At 43.1% G+C, this 17,699-nt stretch carries 20 protein-coding genes; 17 read left to right on the top strand and 3 right to left on the bottom strand.

The annotated features are described in order from the left end of the window. From DXC23_RS06820 to DXC23_RS06780, 9 genes are all read left to right on the top strand, one after another. Positions 1–864 (top strand): hypothetical protein, encoded by an 864-nt coding sequence (locus DXC23_RS06820; protein WP_117705398.1) that lies wholly within the window; start codon positions 1–3, stop codon positions 862–864. Positions 865–879: 15 nt separating this feature from the next. Further along, positions 880–1,077, top strand: a complete 198-nt coding sequence (locus DXC23_RS06815; RefSeq protein ID WP_032521084.1) for a hypothetical protein — start codon at positions 880–882, stop codon at positions 1,075–1,077. Beyond that, positions 1,064–2,854 (top strand): VirD4-like conjugal transfer protein, CD1115 family, encoded by a 1,791-nt coding sequence (locus tag DXC23_RS06810; protein WP_021425625.1) that lies wholly within the window; start codon positions 1,064–1,066, stop codon positions 2,852–2,854. The genes DXC23_RS06815 and DXC23_RS06810 overlap by 14 nt, the downstream gene beginning before the upstream one ends. A 16-nt stretch (positions 2,855–2,870) precedes the next feature. Further along, the gene (locus tag DXC23_RS06805; RefSeq protein WP_117705397.1) at positions 2,871–3,227 is read left to right on the top strand and encodes a glutamyl-tRNA amidotransferase; all 357 of its coding nucleotides are present in this window, start codon (positions 2,871–2,873) and stop codon (positions 3,225–3,227) included. 87 nt (positions 3,228–3,314) lie between these two features. Next, a complete protein-coding gene (locus DXC23_RS06800; protein WP_117705396.1) occupies positions 3,315–4,151 on the top strand; it encodes a hypothetical protein in 837 nt (278 codons plus the stop codon). A gap of 13 nt (positions 4,152–4,164) precedes the next feature. Continuing rightward, positions 4,165–4,560, top strand: coding sequence for a PrgI family protein (locus tag DXC23_RS06795; RefSeq protein WP_117705395.1), 396 nt, complete (start codon positions 4,165–4,167; stop codon positions 4,558–4,560). A gap of 3 nt (positions 4,561–4,563) precedes the next feature. After that, positions 4,564–6,897 carry a VirB4-like conjugal transfer ATPase, CD1110 family gene (locus DXC23_RS06790; protein WP_021425631.1) on the top strand — a complete coding sequence of 778 codons (2,334 nt, stop codon included), beginning with the start codon at positions 4,564–4,566 and terminating at the stop codon, positions 6,895–6,897. Between the two features lie 10 nt (positions 6,898–6,907). Further along, positions 6,908–7,672, top strand: coding sequence for a class B sortase (srtB, locus tag DXC23_RS06785; protein WP_117705563.1), 765 nt, complete (start codon positions 6,908–6,910; stop codon positions 7,670–7,672). Positions 7,673–7,726: 54 nt separating this feature from the next. Continuing rightward, positions 7,727–9,469 carry a CHAP domain-containing protein gene (locus DXC23_RS06780; RefSeq protein ID WP_117705394.1) on the top strand — a complete coding sequence of 581 codons (1,743 nt, stop codon included), beginning with the start codon at positions 7,727–7,729 and terminating at the stop codon, positions 9,467–9,469. A gap of 27 nt (positions 9,470–9,496) precedes the next feature. On the opposite strand, the gene DXC23_RS06775 is transcribed toward DXC23_RS06780, so the two are convergent. Beyond that, complete coding sequence (locus DXC23_RS06775; RefSeq protein WP_021425648.1) at positions 9,497–9,856, bottom strand: helix-turn-helix transcriptional regulator; 360 nt, start codon at positions 9,854–9,856, stop codon at positions 9,497–9,499. A 263-nt stretch (positions 9,857–10,119) separates the two neighbouring features. On the opposite strand from DXC23_RS06775, the gene DXC23_RS06770 reads away from it, so the two are divergent. From DXC23_RS06770 to DXC23_RS06760, 3 genes are read left to right on the top strand one after another with little or no spacing between them, the layout of a single operon-like run. Next, on the top strand, positions 10,120–10,986 hold the full coding sequence (locus tag DXC23_RS06770; RefSeq protein ID WP_117705393.1) for an AraC family transcriptional regulator: 867 nt from the start codon (positions 10,120–10,122) through the stop codon (positions 10,984–10,986). Positions 10,987–10,989: 3 nt separating this feature from the next. Further along, the gene (locus DXC23_RS06765; protein ID WP_199523054.1) at positions 10,990–12,054 is read left to right on the top strand and encodes a C45 family peptidase; all 1,065 of its coding nucleotides are present in this window, start codon (positions 10,990–10,992) and stop codon (positions 12,052–12,054) included. After that, the gene (locus tag DXC23_RS06760) at positions 12,041–12,229 is read left to right on the top strand and encodes a cysteine-rich KTR domain-containing protein (protein ID WP_117705392.1); all 189 of its coding nucleotides are present in this window, start codon (positions 12,041–12,043) and stop codon (positions 12,227–12,229) included. The genes DXC23_RS06765 and DXC23_RS06760 overlap by 14 nt, the downstream gene beginning before the upstream one ends. Positions 12,230–12,286: 57 nt before the next feature. Here DXC23_RS06760 and DXC23_RS06755 read toward each other — a convergent pair whose 3' ends face one another. Both DXC23_RS06755 and DXC23_RS06750 read right to left on the bottom strand, forming a co-directional pair. Next, entirely contained in the window at positions 12,287–13,675 is a 1,389-nt protein-coding gene (locus tag DXC23_RS06755; RefSeq protein ID WP_117705391.1) for a HAMP domain-containing sensor histidine kinase, read from the bottom strand. Position 13,676: 1 nt separating this feature from the next. Then, the gene (locus DXC23_RS06750; protein WP_117705390.1) at positions 13,677–14,381 is read right to left on the bottom strand and encodes a response regulator transcription factor; all 705 of its coding nucleotides are present in this window, start codon (positions 14,379–14,381) and stop codon (positions 13,677–13,679) included. Positions 14,382–14,537: 156 nt separating this feature from the next. Between DXC23_RS06750 and DXC23_RS06745 the strand changes: the two genes are divergently transcribed. From DXC23_RS06745 to DXC23_RS06725, 5 genes are read left to right on the top strand one after another with little or no spacing between them, the layout of a single operon-like run. After that, entirely contained in the window at positions 14,538–15,293 is a 756-nt protein-coding gene (locus tag DXC23_RS06745; protein WP_117705389.1) for an ABC transporter ATP-binding protein, read from the top strand. Continuing rightward, positions 15,290–16,012 carry an ABC transporter permease gene (locus DXC23_RS06740; RefSeq protein ID WP_117705388.1) on the top strand — a complete coding sequence of 241 codons (723 nt, stop codon included), beginning with the start codon at positions 15,290–15,292 and terminating at the stop codon, positions 16,010–16,012. Before DXC23_RS06745 ends, DXC23_RS06740 begins: the two co-directional genes overlap by 4 nt. Beyond that, positions 16,009–16,779, top strand: a complete 771-nt coding sequence (locus tag DXC23_RS06735) for an ABC transporter permease (RefSeq protein ID WP_117705387.1) — start codon at positions 16,009–16,011, stop codon at positions 16,777–16,779. The genes DXC23_RS06740 and DXC23_RS06735 overlap by 4 nt, the downstream gene beginning before the upstream one ends. A 7-nt stretch (positions 16,780–16,786) precedes the next feature. Beyond that, positions 16,787–17,071 (top strand): hypothetical protein, encoded by a 285-nt coding sequence (locus DXC23_RS06730; protein WP_117705386.1) that lies wholly within the window; start codon positions 16,787–16,789, stop codon positions 17,069–17,071. A 15-nt stretch (positions 17,072–17,086) separates the two neighbouring features. Next, positions 17,087–17,587, top strand: a complete 501-nt coding sequence (locus DXC23_RS06725; protein WP_117705385.1) for a hypothetical protein — start codon at positions 17,087–17,089, stop codon at positions 17,585–17,587. Positions 17,588–17,699: the final 112 nt, after the last annotated feature.

Raw genomic sequence — 17,699 nt, 5'->3', positions numbered from 1 at the left:
ATGAGCATTTATGATGTGTTTAACGGCAGCAGCAAACCGTTTGATAAAGCGGAATGGGCAGCCCAGAAACAGGCGCAGCGCAAAGAAGCCTATGAGCTGATTGACAACACCTGCGCTGAAATGATGATAAGCGGCGACAGCTTCCGTCAGTATCTTGATGTGCAGGGGCGTTTTGACCGTTACTCGGTTGCAAACGCTATTTTGGTATCGGCACAGATGCCCGAAGCGACACAGCTTAAAGACTACAACACTTGGAAGCAGAGCCGTGTCTATGTGAACAAGGACGCACAGAAAGTTGTTATCCTTGAGCCGAGCAAGGAATATACCCGTGATGACGGTACAAAAGGTATTTCCTATAACGCCAAAGTGGTATATGACATTTCCGAAACATCGGCAAAAGAAAGAATGCAGCCGCAGGAGCAGAAATCTATGCGTGAGCTTGTATCGGCTTTGATTGACGCAAGCCCCGTGCCTTGCGTTCCTGTTGATGACTTGGAACTGCCTGCCTACTATGACAGCTCTCAGCAGACTATCTTTGTCAAAAAGGGACTCTCTGAGGAAGTGCTGTTTATCAGTATGGCAAAGGAAGTATCTGCGGCGGTTTATGACTTTAAGTACAATGAGAGCCGTGATACTTCCGATTTCAAATCCTTTTGCGTTGCCTATATGGTAAGCTCCCGTTACGGAGTGGATACCAAAGGCTTTGATTTTTCCAGACTGCCCAGAGAGTATGACGGAATGGATACGCAGGTATTTAAGGGAGAACTTGGTACAATGCGTGATGTTCTGGGTGAAATCCAGAATGATATGTATAAGAGTATGGAGAAAAACAAGCCTGCAAGGAATAAAGAGCAGGAACGCTAATCGGAGGTGCAGCTTATGAAAGAAGAACGATACCATATCGCACTTGATAAGTACGATAAAAATATCGTTATCAATGCGCTCAACAACCTGAGAAATCGGCAGATACAGGAGGAACGCCCCACCGAGCCTGTTGATGAGCTGATTGACAAGGTAGCCAACGCACCGACCAGAAAGGTCAAGGTTGTTCCGTGCAGGTGCAATGAGGAACGATGACAAAAAAACGGGCTTAATCCTTTCTGTCTGCGGTATTGTTCCTGTTATATGGCTTGCCTTGATGACAGCACCCTATGTGGGTGGAGGTTTAGTTGAAATAATCCGAGGTCTGCCTGTGGCAATGGGCAATCCGTTTCAAATAACGGTGTGTGAGGACAGCGTAAAGACTGTCCTTATTTTTTTGCTTGCCTACGCTATGGGTATCGGCATTTATTTCTCTACACGCAGGAACTACCGCAGGCGTGAGGAACACGGCTCGGCTAAATGGGGCGATGCGGGGACTTTGAACAAGAAATACCGTGATAAAGACCCGTCCGCAAATAAGCTGCTCACCCAGAATGTCCGCATAGGCTTAGACGGGAAAAAGCACCGCCGAAATCTGAATATCCTTGTGTGCGGCGGCTCTGGAGCAGGAAAGACGAGGTTTTTTTGTAAGCCGAACGCAATGCAATGCAACACCTCAATGGTAATTTTAGACCCGAAAGGCGAAATCGTGCGAGATGTGGGCGGACTGCTTGAAAAGAAAGGCTATGAGGTGCGTGTCCTTGACCTTATCAATATGCACCGCAGCCATTGTTACAATCCCTTTGTTTATCTGCGGAATGACAATGATGTGCAAAGGCTTGTGACCAATCTGTTCAAGGCGACCACTCCGAAAGGCTCACAGTCTCAAGACCCATTCTGGGATACGGCGGCAAGTATGCTTCTGTTGGCGTTGGTGTTCTATCTGAAATATGAAGCACCGCCCGATGAGCAAAACTTCCCGATGGTAATGGAGCTGCTTCGTGCGGGTGAAGTCCGTGAGGACGATGACAGCTATGTAAGCCCTCTGGACGAACTGTTTGACCGTCTGGAAATGGTAAACCCAGAGCATATTGCCCTGAAGTATTACAGGGACTATCACTCAGGCTCGGCTAAGACCTTAAAGAGTATCCAGATTACCCTTGCCGCAAGGCTTGAAAAGTTCAACCTTGAAAGCCTTGCGGGGCTTACCGCCACCGATGAGCTTGACCTGCCCTCTTTGGGCGAAAAGAAAGTTGCTCTGTTCGCTCTCATTCCCGATAACGACACGAGCTTTAATTTTCTGGTGAGTATCCTTTATACGCAGTTATTTCAGCAGCTTTTCTATCTGGCAGACCACAAATACGGAGGAAGCCTGCCTGTGCATTGCCATTTCATAATGGACGAATTTGCCAATGTGAGCCTGCCTGATGATTTCGATAAGATTTTGAGCGTTATGCGTTCCAGAGGCGTGTCGGTCAGTATTATCCTGCAAAATCTGGCGCAGCTCAAAGCTCTTTTTGAAAAGCAATGGGAAAGCATTGTCGGCAACTGCGATACTTTTCTGTATTTGGGCGGCAACGAACAAAGCACCCACAAATATGTGTCGGAGCTTTTAGGCAAGGAAACGATTGATACAAACACTTACGGAAAGAGCGAGGGTCGAAGCGGCAGCTACTCAACCAACTATCAAATATCTGGGCGTGAACTGATGACGCCCGATGAAGTGCGTATGCTTGATAACCGCTACGCACTTCTTTTCGTTCGTGGGGAACGCCCTGTAATGGACTTTAAGTACGACATTATGAAGCACCCCAATGTAAGGTTGACAACCGACGGAGGTAAACCGCCGTATATCCACGGTGAGCCGACACAGGCTGTCGCAACCCTTGTGTTTGACAGCGATATTCCGAAGAACGCCGTAAGCGTAAAAGCTGTCAGCACTTCCTATGAACTTCTCTCCAATGAGGACTTGGAAGAAATCTTTAATATCTAAAGGAGGATTTTTATTTATGAAACTTTTTAAGAAAAACGAAAGCAAGGAAACCGTAAAGCTGCCGATGTCTGGCAAGGTAAAAAAGGGCTTCCGCTTTTACTGTGTGGCAGTTATGGCAACGGCTTTGGTAGTCGGCACATCTGTGACCGCCTTTGCAGCAAGCGACCCTCTTACCGTAGTCAATAATCTGTCCGACTTTATTTTCGGTCTAATTCGTGCCGTCGGTATGATTTTGCTTGGCTTTGGTATTGTGCAGATTGGTCTGTCCCTTAAATCCCACGACCCGTCCCAGAGAGCTAACGGCTTCTTGACCCTTGCAGGCGGCGTTGTCATTACTTTTGCAAAAGAAATCCTTACCCTCATTACAGGCTGATGAGGAACTGACACAAGACAAGATAACGGGAGCAGATCCGCTTTGCGGATTTACTCCCGTTATCCAATTATCTAAGGAGGTGGTCAAATGTCGGATAATTGGATTGTGCAAAACTTGGAGAACGCACTCAAGACTTGGAACGATAAGCTATCGGAAATATGGCAGCTCATTACCCAATCTCCAGAACAGTTCAAAGGCGGGTCGATTTGGAATGTCATTGTAGATATTCACGGCGCAGTACAGGCTATCGGACTTGCCTTGCTCGTGCTGTTTTTTGTAATCGGTGTAATGAAAACCTGCGGCAGCTTTGCCGAGGTTAAAAAGCCCGAACACGCTCTGAAGCTGTTTATTCGCTTTGCCCTTGCAAAAGGTGTTGTGACCTATGGTTTGGAACTGATGATGGCTCTGTTCAACATTGTGCAGGGTTTAATATCAACCATTATGAACGCCGCAGGTTTCGGCTCGGCTGCACAGACGGTATTGCCGCAGGAGATTGTTACGGCTGTTGAGGACTGCGGCTTTTTTGAGAGTATTCCATTGTGGGCTGTTACGCTCATCGGTGGGCTTTTCATCACGATATTGTCATTCATTATGATTATGTCGGTGTACGGAAGATTTTTCCGCCTGTATCTCTATACCGCAATCGCTCCCGTTCCTCTTTCCACTTTTGCGGGAGAGCCGAGCCAGAGTGTCGGCAAGAGCTTTATCAAGTCTTATGCCGCCGTCTGTCTGGAGGGTGCAATCATTGTGCTTGCCTGTATCATCTTCTCACTCTTTGCGGCTTCGCCCCCTGCTGTTGACCCGAACGCTGCGGCGGTATCTATGGTGTGGAGCTATATCGGTGAGCTGGTATTTAATATGCTCGTCTTGGTCGGTGCGGTCAAAATGGCAGACCGTGTTGTAAGAGAAATGATGGGCTTATAAGGAGGTGTAACTTTTGGAAGTCAAGATAAACAAGGAAATCCGTAATTACACGGAGAGTATGTTTTTTGGACTATCGCTCAGACAGTTCATTTTTTCTTTACTTGCCTGCGGTGTGGCGGTAGGGCTGTATTTTATTCTCCGCCCGTACTTCGGGACAGAAACCCTCAGTTGGGTGTGCATTCTCGGTGCTGCTCCCTTTGCGGTAATGGGCTTTGTTAAGTACAACGGTATGACCGCAGAGCAATTTGTATGGGCGTGGATTAAGTCGGAGTTTTTGATGCCGAAAAAGCTGATGTTTAATCCCGACAATCTCTACTATGAAACGCTGAAAACCACAATTCAAAACCACGAAAAAGGCATTTGTCCCGTGGCGAAAAAATCAAAAAAGCAAAGCGCAGCAAGGAGGTAAAGAATGCTGAAAACTCTTAAAACTCTGTTTAAGCAAGATAAGGAAAAGTTTGTCATTCCCAAATCGGTACAGGCGATTATTCCGATTAAGACTATCTGGGAGGACGGCATTTTTCTTGTCGGCAACAACAAATACGCAAAGACCTTTAAGTTTGAGGATATAAACTATTCCGTGGCAAGCCGTGAGGACAAAGAGGCGATGTTTCTTGAATACTCAGAGCTGTTAAACGCTCTCGACAGCGGAGCGACCACAAAAATTACGGTCAACAACCGCCGCCTTAATAAAACGGACTTTGAACAGACCATTTTAATTCCTATGGCAGAGGACGGATTGGATAATTACCGTAAAGAATACAACAAGATGCTGCTTGATAAAGTAACGGGGGCTAATTCTATCGTACAGGATAAATATGTAACGGTTTCCGTCTGCAAAAAGAATATCGAGGAAGCAAGGAACTATTTTGCCCGTGTGGGAGCTGATTTGATTTCCCATTTCGCACGGCTCGGCTCAAAATGCGTGGAGCTTGAAGCGGAAGAAAAACTCCGTATCTTCCACGACTTCTACCGCACAGGCGAGGAAACGGCGTTCCATTTTGACCTGAAGCAGACAATGCGTAAAGGTCACGATTTTAAGGATTTCATTTGTCCCGATACTTTTGAGTTTGAAAAAGACTATTTCCGCATTGGCGATAGATATGGGCGTGTGATTTTCCTGCGTGAATATGCAGCATATATTAAGGACAGTATGGTGGCGGAGCTTTGCGAGCTTAACCGCAATATGATGATGTCCGTTGACATTATCCCCGTACCCACAGACGAAGCCGTGCGTGAGGTCGAAAACAGACTGCTCGGTGTGGAAACCAATATCACGAATTGGCAGCGTAAACAAAATCAGAACAACAATTTTTCGGCGGTCATTCCTTACGACCTTGAACAGCAGCGCAAAGAAAGCAAGGAGTTCTTGGACGATTTGACAACCCGTGACCAAAGAATGATGTTTGCGGTTTTGACAATGGTGCATACGGCTGAAACAAAGGAACAGCTTGACAATGACACCGAAGCCTTGCTCACAACTGCCAGAAAGCACCTGTGTCAGTTTGCGGTGCTGAAATATCAGCAGATGGACGGACTGAATACCGCCTTGCCGTTTGGTGTTCGCAAAATCAATGCAATGCGTACTCTTACAACGGAAAGTCTTGCGGTATTTATTCCTTTCAGAGTACAGGAAATTCATCACGAAAACGGCGTTTACTACGGTCAAAATGTTATCAGCAAAAATATGATTATCGCTAACCGCCGCTATTTGCTCAACGGCAACTCTTTTATTCTCGGTGTGTCTGGAGCAGGAAAATCCTTTACGGCGAAAGAAGAAATGACAAATATTATTCTCACAGACCCTAATGCCGATGTCATTATCATTGACCCTGAGCGAGAATATTCGCCGCTTGTAAAGGCTATGCAGGGTGAGGTCATTCACATCTCGGCAACGAGCGAAAACCATATCAACGCTATGGATATGAACTCCGATTACGGTGACGGTGCAAACCCCGTCATTTTGAAATCGGAGTTTATTTTATCTTTGTGCGAGCAGCTCATCGGTGGCGCAAGTCTGGGTGCAAAACAAAAGTCGATTATTGACCGTTGTACGGCAAGCGTGTACCGCCACTATCAGCAAGGCAATTATCAGGGAGTACCGCCCACCTTGCAGGACTTCCGTGAGGAACTGTTAAAGCAGGACGAGCCAGAAGCGAAAGAAATCGCCCTTGCTATCGAGCTGTTTACGGACGGCTCTCTGAATACCTTTGCAAAGCATACCAATGTGGATACGCACAGCCGCCTTATCTGTTATGACATTCTGGATTTAGGCAAGCAGTTACAGCCCATCGGTATGCTTGTCGTTCTCGACAGTATCTTAAACCGTATTACCCAGAACAGAGCAAAAGGCAGAAACACATTCATTTTCATTGACGAAATCTATTTGCTGTTCCAACACGAATACTCGGCAAACTTCCTCTTTACTCTCTGGAAGCGTGTGCGTAAGTACGGTGCGTACTGTACGGGTATTACGCAGAATGTGGACGACCTTTTGCAGAGCCATACGGCGAGGACGATGCTTGCCAATAGTGAATTTATCATTATGTTAAATCAAGCGTCTACCGATAGGATTGAGCTTGCCAAATTGCTTAATATCTCCGACCTTCAGATGAGTTATATCACGAATGTCGGTGCAGGTCAGGGCTTGCTCAAAGTCGGCAGCTCCCTTGTTCCGTTCGTCAACAAGTTCCCACGCAATACCGAGCTTTACAAGCTGATGACTACCAAGTTTGGAGAGGTGTAACCGTATGAAAATGAAAAAGTATATTTGTCTGATTGCCGCCGTGTGCCTTTTAGGTACGGCGGCTTTTTGCGGCTATCACATTTACGACCATTATGCCGACGAAGCCGAACAGACCGAAGCCTTTGAGAATATTGCCGAAATTGTAGAGCAGGCACAGGCAGAGGACGGCAACGCCCCAGAAGTTCCCTTGACAGAGGAAGAAAATATCCTCACGGAATACGGCGAACTGTATTTGAAAAACACGGATATGGTCGGCTGGCTTTCCATAGCCGGCACGACCCTCAATTATCCCGTGATGCAGACACCGAATGAGCCTAACTACTATTTGAAGCGCAATTTTGAAAAGGAATACAGCGACTTGGGTACACCTTATATTCAGGAAAACTGCGACCTTACGAGCAGCGATAACCTTGTTATTTACGGTCATCACATTAAGGGCGGCAAAATGTTCGGGGCTTTGGAGAATTACAAGTCCCAGAGCTTCTATGAGGAACACAAGACCATTCAGTTTGATACCCTTACGCAGCGTGGCGAATATGAAATTATCGCTGTTTTTAAGACCGTGGCGTACAGCTCTCAGGGCTTCCGCTACTATGATTTTGTCGATGCGGAAAGCGAGGACGAGTTCAACGCCTATATTCAAAAATGCAAAGAGCTTGCATTATACGAAACAGGCGTAAATGCAAAATACGGCGACAGGCTCATTACGCTCTCTACCTGCGAATACTCAGCGCAGAACGGCAGGCTTGTGGTGGTCGCAAAAAAGACAGCTTGATTTTGACCGCAAAATCTTAAAGAATACTCTGTATTCTTGGAAAGGAGGTTATCTATGGCTGATATAAAGACCAGAGATGCAGTCAAAGGAACGATTAAGACCATTGACAAGGCTGCGGTAGCTTCTGAGCGTATGAAGTCTGCTTATTCCAAGATAAAAAGTAAGGCTGAACAAGGCTATTACGCCGATGAAAACTCCGCCACCGAATATGCCGCCGATAAAGTTTCAGCAGCTTCGGAGCGCATCACGGACGAGGGCGTTCATCAGTTCAACAAGCAAGGTCAAAAAGGAGTAAAAACCACAAAGGACAATGTGGTTAAGGCAAAGGATAAAATATCTGAGTTTAAGCAAAAGCGAGCCGCCAAAGCCGCCGAGCAGCGTATGTCTGGAAACAGCGTGCAGACCTATCGCAGTACCGTAAGCCGTTCCGCAGATAAGGCGGTCAAAGGCGCACAGCAAACGGAAAAAAACATAAAGCAGACTGCCCGAAGCGGTAAAAAGACGATTAAAACAGCCGCCAAAGGTACGGTAAAGACTACGCAAAAATCCGTAAAAACCGCACAGGCAACCTCAAAGGCAGCGATAAAAACTGCCGAGCATACCGCCAAAGCAACACAGGCGGCGGCGAAGGCTTCCGTAAAAGCGGCTCAGAGAGCTGCACAGGCAGCAAGAGCCACGGCGAAGGCTACGATTTTTGCCGTGAAAGCGGCGGTCAAAGCTACGATTGCGGCAGTTAAGGCGATTATTGCAGGAACAAAAGCGTTAATTGCGGCGATTGCGGCGGGCGGTTGGGTTGCGGTTGTTGTCATTTTGGTTATTTGCCTTATCGGTCTGCTCGTAAGCTCGGTATTTGGTATTTTCTTTTCGGGCGAGGACTCAGGAAACGGAATGACAATGCAGACCGTGGTTAGAGAAATCAATACCGAATATGACACCCGCCTTGATGAAATCAAAAGCGATACGGCTTATGATGTTTTGGAAATGTCGGGAAGCCGTGCCGTCTGGAAAGAGGTGCTTGCGGTTTACTCGGTCAAGACTACTACCGACCCAGATAATCCGCAGGAAGTAGCGACAATGGACGATAATAAAAAGCAGCTTCTGACGGACATATTCTGGGAAATGAACGAAATAAGCTCCAGAACGGAAAGCAAGACCGAAACCGTGATAACCGAAACAGATGACGGTCACGGAAATATTGTTCAGACCGAAACTACCCAAACACGGACTTACCTGTATATTACAGTCAGTCACAAAACCGCCGAAGAAATGGCAGACCAATACGGTTTTGATGACGAGCAGCGGCAGATGTTGTCCGAATTACTTGCCGATGAAAACAATTCGCTATGGTCGCAGGTGCTTTACGGCATATCCGTAGGCGACGGCGAAATCGTGACCGTGGCTCTGTCTCAGGTCGGCAATACAGGCGGTCAACCCTATTGGTCGTGGTATGGCTTCAACTCTCGTGTGGAATGGTGCGCTTGCTTTGTTTCGTGGTGTGCGAACGAATGCGGCTATATCGAGAACGGGATTATCCCGAAGTTTGCAGGCTGCATACAAGGCTCTGAGTGGTTTAAGGAAAGAGGACAATGGCAGGACGGCAGCTTTACGCCAGAAGCAGGACACATTATCTTCTTCGATTGGGAAGGTGACGGTCTTACAGACCATGTGGGTATTGTAGAGCGTGTGGAGAACGGAACGGTCTATACCGTTGAAGGTAACTCAGGTGATGCTTGCCGACAGAACAGCTACTCTATCGGCAGCAGCGTTATCTACGGCTACGGTATCCCTGCTTATTAAAAATGGGCAAAAGAAAACCAGAGGATTTTATTCCTCTGGCTCTTTTGCTTTACATAGTCCGTTTACAGTTGCTTCTATAACTGATAGTTCTTTATCATCTAAATTGTCGAGCTGTGCGTCTAAGCGTCTGCGGACGGAACTCTTTTTGACTTCTTTGTTAGGAAATATATACTCATCAACCGAAACATCGAACATTGTAATAAGCTGAATAAACAGCTCGATGCTTGGATATTTTCCCTCGTTTTCGATAGATTGAATGTGTCTGGGGGCATAGCCGATTATCCCAGAAAGCTGCTCTCTCGTCATTCCTCTTGCTTCACGGGCTTTCTTAATCGCCTGTCCTATCGGCATAAAATCGAAATCAAAATCGTTGTTTCTCTCGTCCATAAGCTCACCACCTTGTACCAATATAATTATCTTATTATATTGTATGGATTTGTGGCTTCTTGTTAAACGATGTGAAAATGCCGACTATAAGATATTTCACTTCTTATAAACAGAAGCAAAAATTCATATTAAATATTGTAATTTGAAGATTGAAACATATTTTTTATTCAGATACACTATATACAAGTTTACAAAAGTGAGCAGAAAAAGAGAGGAAATACCAATAGAAACAGATTACTATAACATAAAGGGAGGGCGAGTTAATGGAATGGTTGAGAAAAATCAGTGCAGCCATTGATTATATAGAAACAAATTTAGACAAAGATTTATCTTATGAGGAAGCAGCCCGTATTGCGTGTTGTTCACCATATTATTTTCAGCGTATTTTTTCGTATATTTCTGGGATTACGCTATCTGAGTATGTGCGCCGTCGTAAAATGACGCAGGCAGCATTTGAACTTCAAAGAACAGAAAGTAAAGTAATTGATATTGCTTTGAAATACGGGTACTCTTCTCCTACTTCATTTAATCGTGCATTTCAAAATGTTCACGGAATAACACCTATGTTGGCTAAAAATATGGGCTGCACACTAAGTGCATATCCACCAATCAAATTTTCAATTAAAGTAACAGGAGGAGAAGAAATGTCGTATCACATTGAGAAAAAAGAGAATATCCGTATTGTGGGAATTAAGACACCTTTAACGGAAGATTTAGAAGAAAATATGCGTATTGTCCCAATGTTTTGGGAACAGGCATTAGACAATAATCAGATTTCTAAACTTTCGAAATTATCCAATGGAAAGCCAACTGGAATAATGGGAGTAAGTGTTTATACAAACCCACAAGATATTTACTATTATATAGCAGTTGCAAGTGATGTTCCTATATTTGATGACATAACAGAGTTTGTTATTCCAGAAGCTATGTGGGTAGTATTTGAGAACGATGGTTTATTCAAAGAAGATGTACAAAGTGTATTTCATCGCTTCTTAACAGAGTTTCTTCCGTTTTCTGGATATGAATACGCTGGACTTCCAGACATTGAGATATATCCTATTTCCGAAGGGCGACCAACCAAAGGGCATTCTGAAGTTTGGATTGCAATAAAAAAGACAAAGGAGAGTTAAAAAATGTATCATTTAAGACTAAAAGGTAATCACTATCAGATGGGGGTTAAGAGAGGAAATATATTCAAAAAAGGCGGCATAACCTTTCCGCTGCATTTAGATGAGTTTCAGATGAAACACGGTAAGGAAAGCGAAAAAATATTAAATAAATTCTTTCCAGAGGTATGTGAGGAAATCCGAGGTTTAAGTGAAACAATAGGTGTAGATTACATTGAGTTTGTTTCTTGGATGCTGTGTATGGGGTGCTGTATGTACAACTTGGAGGAAAATGTTCCTGTTGAAATTAGAGGGTGTACGGCATTCGCATATTCTAAAGACAATAGAGTAATATATGGCAGAAATAATGATTTGCCACCATATTTAAAAAATGGTAGCAGCAGCGAAATTTATGCTCCAGAAAACGGGAATAGATTTAATTTAACAACTTCTTCTTTTATCAATGGTGAAGAAGGTTTGAACGAACACGGTTTAGCTGTTGCTATGACTTTTGTTCTGACTGAACTTGGAAAAATTAAAGCAGGTTTTAACTCTTGTTTTACGGTTAGGTATTTGCTTGAAAAAGCAAATACCACAGAGCAGGCACTTAATCTTTTAATGCAGTTACCTATTGCGTCAAATTATAATATTTTGATTGCAGACAAAAGCGGTAAAATGGTGGTAGTTGAATGCACACCGAATATAAAGAAAATCCGTGAAGCAAAAAGCGTTGACGATGGTTACTTGGTATGTACGGTTAATAGTTTTATTTCGGACGAACTTAAGCCTTATGACTTTGCTAAAGGGGATGATTATCATTCTTATACAAGATACTCTGTTGTTATGGATAATTGCATTAAAAATGTAAAAAACGCTGACCCTGTTGTTGAAACTCAAAAACTGCTAAAAGGTGAATATGGTTTTATGTGTCAATACGATGATGAGCCAGACTTTGAAACAGTATGGAGTTCTATATTTGATTTGTCAAATTTAATGATTTATCGTGCAGAAGGTGACCCCAGAAGGAAGAAATTTATAACCGATATAAGATTACACAATATCGTATTAGGAAGAAAAGATGCCGAAAAATAAATGGATATTATGCCCTGTTTGTGGCAGCAAAACTCGTGACAGACTTAGAGAGGATACATTGTTGAAGAACTATCCTCTCTACTGCCCGAAATGTAAACAGGAAACTTTGATAAATGCAAAGGAACTACATATAACCGTCATCAAAGAGCCAGACGCACAGACGCAGAGCCGATGAATTTGTGAGCAATCACAGTCATCGGCTCTTTATATGGTTAATTTAACTTCGGATTAATTATAAGGGTAAGCATATTTCAACTTCAAGCCCACCGTATTCGCTGTGCCTTATTTCTACTGTACCTTTGTGAGCAGCAGCAATTTGTTTCACAATCAGCAAGCCTAAGCCGTGGCGTTGTTCTGATGTGTTTTCATCACAGACCATATAGTGAGGCGAATTGTTTAGTTTGTCGATTTGTTCGTCCGTAGCTCCAACGCCATTATCTGAAACAACTATTTTACAGATTTTACTGTATTCTTCCTTGACAGCAACATAAATAGTACAACCGTTTTCATTATGGTTAATGCTGTTTTGTATCAAATTGCTGACAGCTCTTTTTATCAAATCTTTATCGGCATTTATGATAAGGGTATTTAAGTCGCTGTCGGTGAGCCATTCAATGGGATATTTACCGCCAATATCCAAATTGATGAAATCTACAACCACTTGCCGAACGGCAGAAATAACATTCACCTGCTCAATATGTGTTGGCTGCATATTATATTCCAACTTTGAAGCAAGGTTAAGGTCGTTTATGAGATTTTTCATTCGCTGACTCTGCTTAACGATAACCGCAGCCTTTTTTCGTTCATCTTCTGGCAACTGTTTGTTGCTTTCCAACTGGCTTGCATAACCCATAACCATTGAAAGAGGTGTGCGTATGTCGTGCGATACTCCTGCAATCCAATTTGCTCTTGCTGTTTCTTTTTTCCTGAGCTGATAATTTTGACTTTGCAATACTTCGGAAGTTCGATTGATGTTCGCAGCTATTTCTGAGAGTACACCTTTTTCCTTAAGCACAATCGGCTGTCCTGTGTGCAATGCTTGAATACCGTCCGTAATTGGTTTAATAGATTTCAGTAGTTTGGTGTTTGCTGCCATATAAATGAGAAAAACAATAAAAATATTTATAGCTAAAACGATAAGGACGGTTTTGGGCAAGTTGGCAATAAATTGATAATCCCAACTCGGCCACATATGCTTCCAGTAGCTATCTTTGGGATAGCCAAGAACCATCAGCCCGTTTTCGCCTTCTCCCGTAAAAGTCGGGTATCCGTCAATATATCCACGGGTAAGATTAGCTATATCGGAAACTGTATATTCCAAAGGAACGGTATCGGGAAGATTGTCCGAACGCCAGACGCATTCTCCCGTTGCGTTATCAATATAAACAGCCCATACATTTTGAGCATTCAGTTCCTCAATCATTGTATCGGGCATCACATAGCCTTGTTCTGTTTTATTTATACTTTCTGCGGCTTGCTCCGCCGTTTTCCACGGAGAGCCGTTCGGCGCTTGTGTGGCAGCTATGATGGCTAAAATAATAAAATTCATAAAAAGAATAACAAGAGAGCTTAACATCAAAATGCCAACAAAGCGTTTAATTAACTTTGGTACGCTTTTCATATTATTTATCTCCCACGATGAGCTTATATCCCAATCCCTTAATCGTTATCAGAGAAACAGGCTGCGAAGGGTTGATTTCAATTTTTTCACGAATGCGGCGAATATGCGCCATTAGAGAATTTTCATACCCATATGGATTGTCGCCCCAAGCAGCTTCACATAAAGCATCAATCGTAACAATTCGTCCTGCATTTCGATATAATGCGGCAAGTATATCGTGTTCTTTTGCTGTGAGAGCAATATGCTCTCCTTTTTTAATCACTTCAGCACGGTCAAAATCTATTTCGCTGCCCGACAACTTAACAATCGGACTTTCGCCTTTATAGCTTCTGCGGAGAATGGCGTTTACACGATAGATAAGCTCCTTTGGTAAAAATGGTTTCACAATATAATCGTCAGCCCCAAGTCCAAATCCACGAAATTTGTCATCGTCCTCGCCACGAGCTGTCAAAAACAGAACAGGGTAATCGGACTTACTTTTTAATTGTTCCATAAGGTCAAAACCATTACCGTCAGGCAACATTACATCAAGAATTGCAAGCTCTGGCTGAAACGCTTCCGCTATATTAAGCGCTTCTTTAACCGTTTTGGCTGTTTTGAGGTCGCAAAACCCTTCGTCTGCAAAGATAGAGGAAACCATATCTAAAAGCTCCTGCTCATCATCGACGAGCAAAATGCGTTTTTGCTTTAAAAAGTCAAAATCCATTTTTACACCCCCTTTGTGCTTTTTATTATAGCATATAAATATGTCTTTTTATAATGTGCGAATGAAAAGTAAGGTAAATGTAAGGTGGGGAGAAGGTTATCACAAGGTCGGCAAGTTAGAATAAACTTGCAATGATGAGAAAGGAGCAAAAAAACTATGAATATCATTGAAACTCAAAACTTGACAAAATCATACGCTGATTTTACAGCCGTGTCAAATGTCAATCTGCATATTCCAAAAGGAGCTGTATATGGCTTCCTCGGCCCGAATGGTGCGGGAAAATCCACTACAATGAAAATGTTTTTGGGACTCACAAAACCCACAAGCGGCTCATTTACCATTGATGGAAAAAAGTACCCTGAAGCAAGAGTAGAAATTTTGAAAGAAGTTGGCTCATTCATTGAAGCCCCTGCTTTTTACGGAAATTTAAGCGGTGAAGAAAACTTGGAAATTATCCGTAAGATATTAGGACTGCCAAAGTCTGCCGTTTCCGAAGCGCTTGAAATTGTGGGGCTTACGCAGTTCAAAAAGCGTCTTGCAAAAAAATATTCCCTCGGAATGAAGCAGAGGTTAGGACTTGCAAGCGCTTTAATCGGTCAACCGCCGATTTTGATTTTGGACGAGCCGACCAATGGACTTGACCCTGTGGGCATTCACGAGATAAGAACGCTTATCCGTTCTCTGCCTGAAAAATTTAATTGTACGGTGTTTGTATCGTCACATCTGCTGTCGGAAGTTGAGCTGATGGCGGATACAGTCGGCATCTTAAATCACGGGCGTTTGCTGTTTGAGGGAACGCTTGAACAGCTCAGAAACGGTGCCGCCGCACAAGGGTATCCTACCGATAACTTGGAAGATACATTCCTTGCTTTGATTGACGCAGACAACCGCCAGAGAGGAGCAGCAAAATGAGCCTATCTCTGGAATGTAAAAAAGCAAAGCGAACAGGATTTATCCCCGCATTTTTATGCGGCGGTATTTTGGCGGCGGCTGTGCCGATTGTCAATATGGCAGTCCGTTCTGAAATGTATGTCGGACAGCAAAACTCCCCGATGCAAATCCTAATGGGAGCAAATTGGCAAATGATGGCTATGCTTAATATTTTGCTTATTGTTGCGGGAAGCTGCCTGTTGTATCATACAGAGTTTGCTGATAACGCAATGCAGAAAATGAAGTCACTTCCAACCAGAGAAAGCTCAGTTTTCTTTGGGAAATTTCTTTTAACCTCGATTATGAGCGTAGTTGTACTTGCCATTGAAGCAGCTTCGATTGCGTTTTGCGTTTCATACTGGTTTGAAATTGGAAATGATTTTTGGCTGGAATTAGGTAAAAGCTTCGGATATTCGTTTTTGCTGATGCTACCTTGTGTGCTGTTATCTTTGTTGATTTCATCGGCTTGTAAAAATATGTGGGTATCTCTGGGAATTGGCGTTGTATGCGTGTTTACTGCAACAATGCTGCCAACGGATAACTTCGTTCTTTCTCTTTTCCCCTTTGCCACTCCATTTCAAGTCTTTGTGAATACGGAAATGGCACAGGTAATGCACTATGTTTATGCGGCGATTATTGAAATCGTTGTTATCGGCATTGCAGAGCTTGTATTTATAAAGGTTAGGAGGTCGTTTGAATGAGTTTTTTATCTCTCGTCGGCGTTGAATTCAAGAAAATAAAACGCTCAAAGATATTCCTCATATTGTTTGTTGCAACGGTTATTCTTTGGATACCGTCAATCCTCAATGCTGAAATGAATTTTAATATGCAAGCCGAGGGGATTTCTCCAGAAAATAATTTTTTCATTCAGGGCTTTATGGGAATGGCTTGGTTTATGTTTCCTGCAAGTATGGTAGTCGGTACTGTTCTTTTAAGCCAAACAGAAAGAACAAATAAGGGTATCTTAAAAATGCTTGCTTTGCCTATCAGCACGGTAAAACTTTGTTTGGCAAAATTTGTCGTGTTGCTTGCTTTAGCCGCATCGCAGATTTTGATGATGGTCGGAATGTACTACATTAGTGCTGCCATCGTAACAGGAACGCAGGATTACAATTTTATTTTGTCCCCGCTATTCGTTTTTAAAGAGGTTGGTTTTATAGCCGTTTCAACCATACCAATGTTGGCGTTTTTCTGGTTGCTTGCAGTATGTATTCAAACTCCGATTTTTTCCATCGGCATCGGATTAGCTTCCATTGTGCCGTCAGTTCTGATGATTAACACAAAAGCGTGGTTTGCGTACCCAATGTCGTATCCGTTTTTCGTTATTACTTCAGAATACGGAAAACTTGCAACAAACCTCACAACTTCACAGGTAGAGTTTTTCCCGTGGATACCCGTAGCAATCGCCATCACTATTGTTTGTTTGTGCATTTCCTGCTTCCGTTTTGGGCAGGCAGAAAGGAGATAAAACTATTATGAAAAACAAGATTTTGACCGCTATCAGTACCATTATGCTTTTTGTTCCGTGGACTATTTTACCTTTGCGAACTTTCGATTGGGCTTTAGAGTCGCCTGTTGCAGAAATAATGATTTCCTGCTATGCCGCATTTATGATTTTCAGCGGGATTTTTACCATTGTTTCTTATGCAAAAGCAAAAGTGCAGAACAATTTGATGAAAGTTGATTTGGTAGTAAATAGCCTTTATGCCATATTTGGTGTCTGTGCCTTTATTCTGATGGCAGTTACCAAGTTTTCTTAATGGGAGGGATTTCAAGTGAAAAAAATAAAATCGCTTGTCGCTGTATCTTTGGCACTTTGTATGGTGCTTTGTTTTGCAGGTTGTAGCTCTAATCACGATGAAGGAAATCTGAAAGACAATCTGGTGAACGGATTTAATAATTGGTTGGAATCATTCAGTAAACACGCCGTTACGAAAGATAAAAATCTTCAAGGTGAAAGGGAAAATGACATTGACCAATACACAGGTAGTTACACAGCTTCGTATGACGGCTTTAACGGCGAGGAGTTTATTTTCGGTGGCACTGCTTTAGAGAGGGACAATGGAAGCAATCTGGAAGCAACTTATTCGTTGACAATTACATCTGGAGAAGCCACTCTCTATTGGCTGAGTTCTGGAGAAGAACATATCATTTGCGAAGAAAGCGCAGACGACACTTACAAATTTACTCTCAGCTCAGGAGATAACTATATTGTGCTGAGAGGTGATGATTTCAACGGAAACCTCGAATTAACAGTTAAAGATGTGCAGAATTAAAAAAATAAAGATTTATTTTCGGTATGCAGTATTGGGTATCAGCTTGGCTTTTATATGTTTGCTGCTGATACCCATCGGCATACTTGCAACACTAATCTATTTGATTTGGTCT

Origin of the sequence: Eubacterium sp. OM08-24, from assembly GCF_003438075.1 — a bacterium.
Classification (GTDB): domain Bacteria; phylum Bacillota; class Clostridia; order Oscillospirales; family Acutalibacteraceae; genus Ruminococcoides.
Note: the sequence above shows the minus strand (reverse complement) of the source record. Positions and strands in the feature narration are given on the sequence as shown.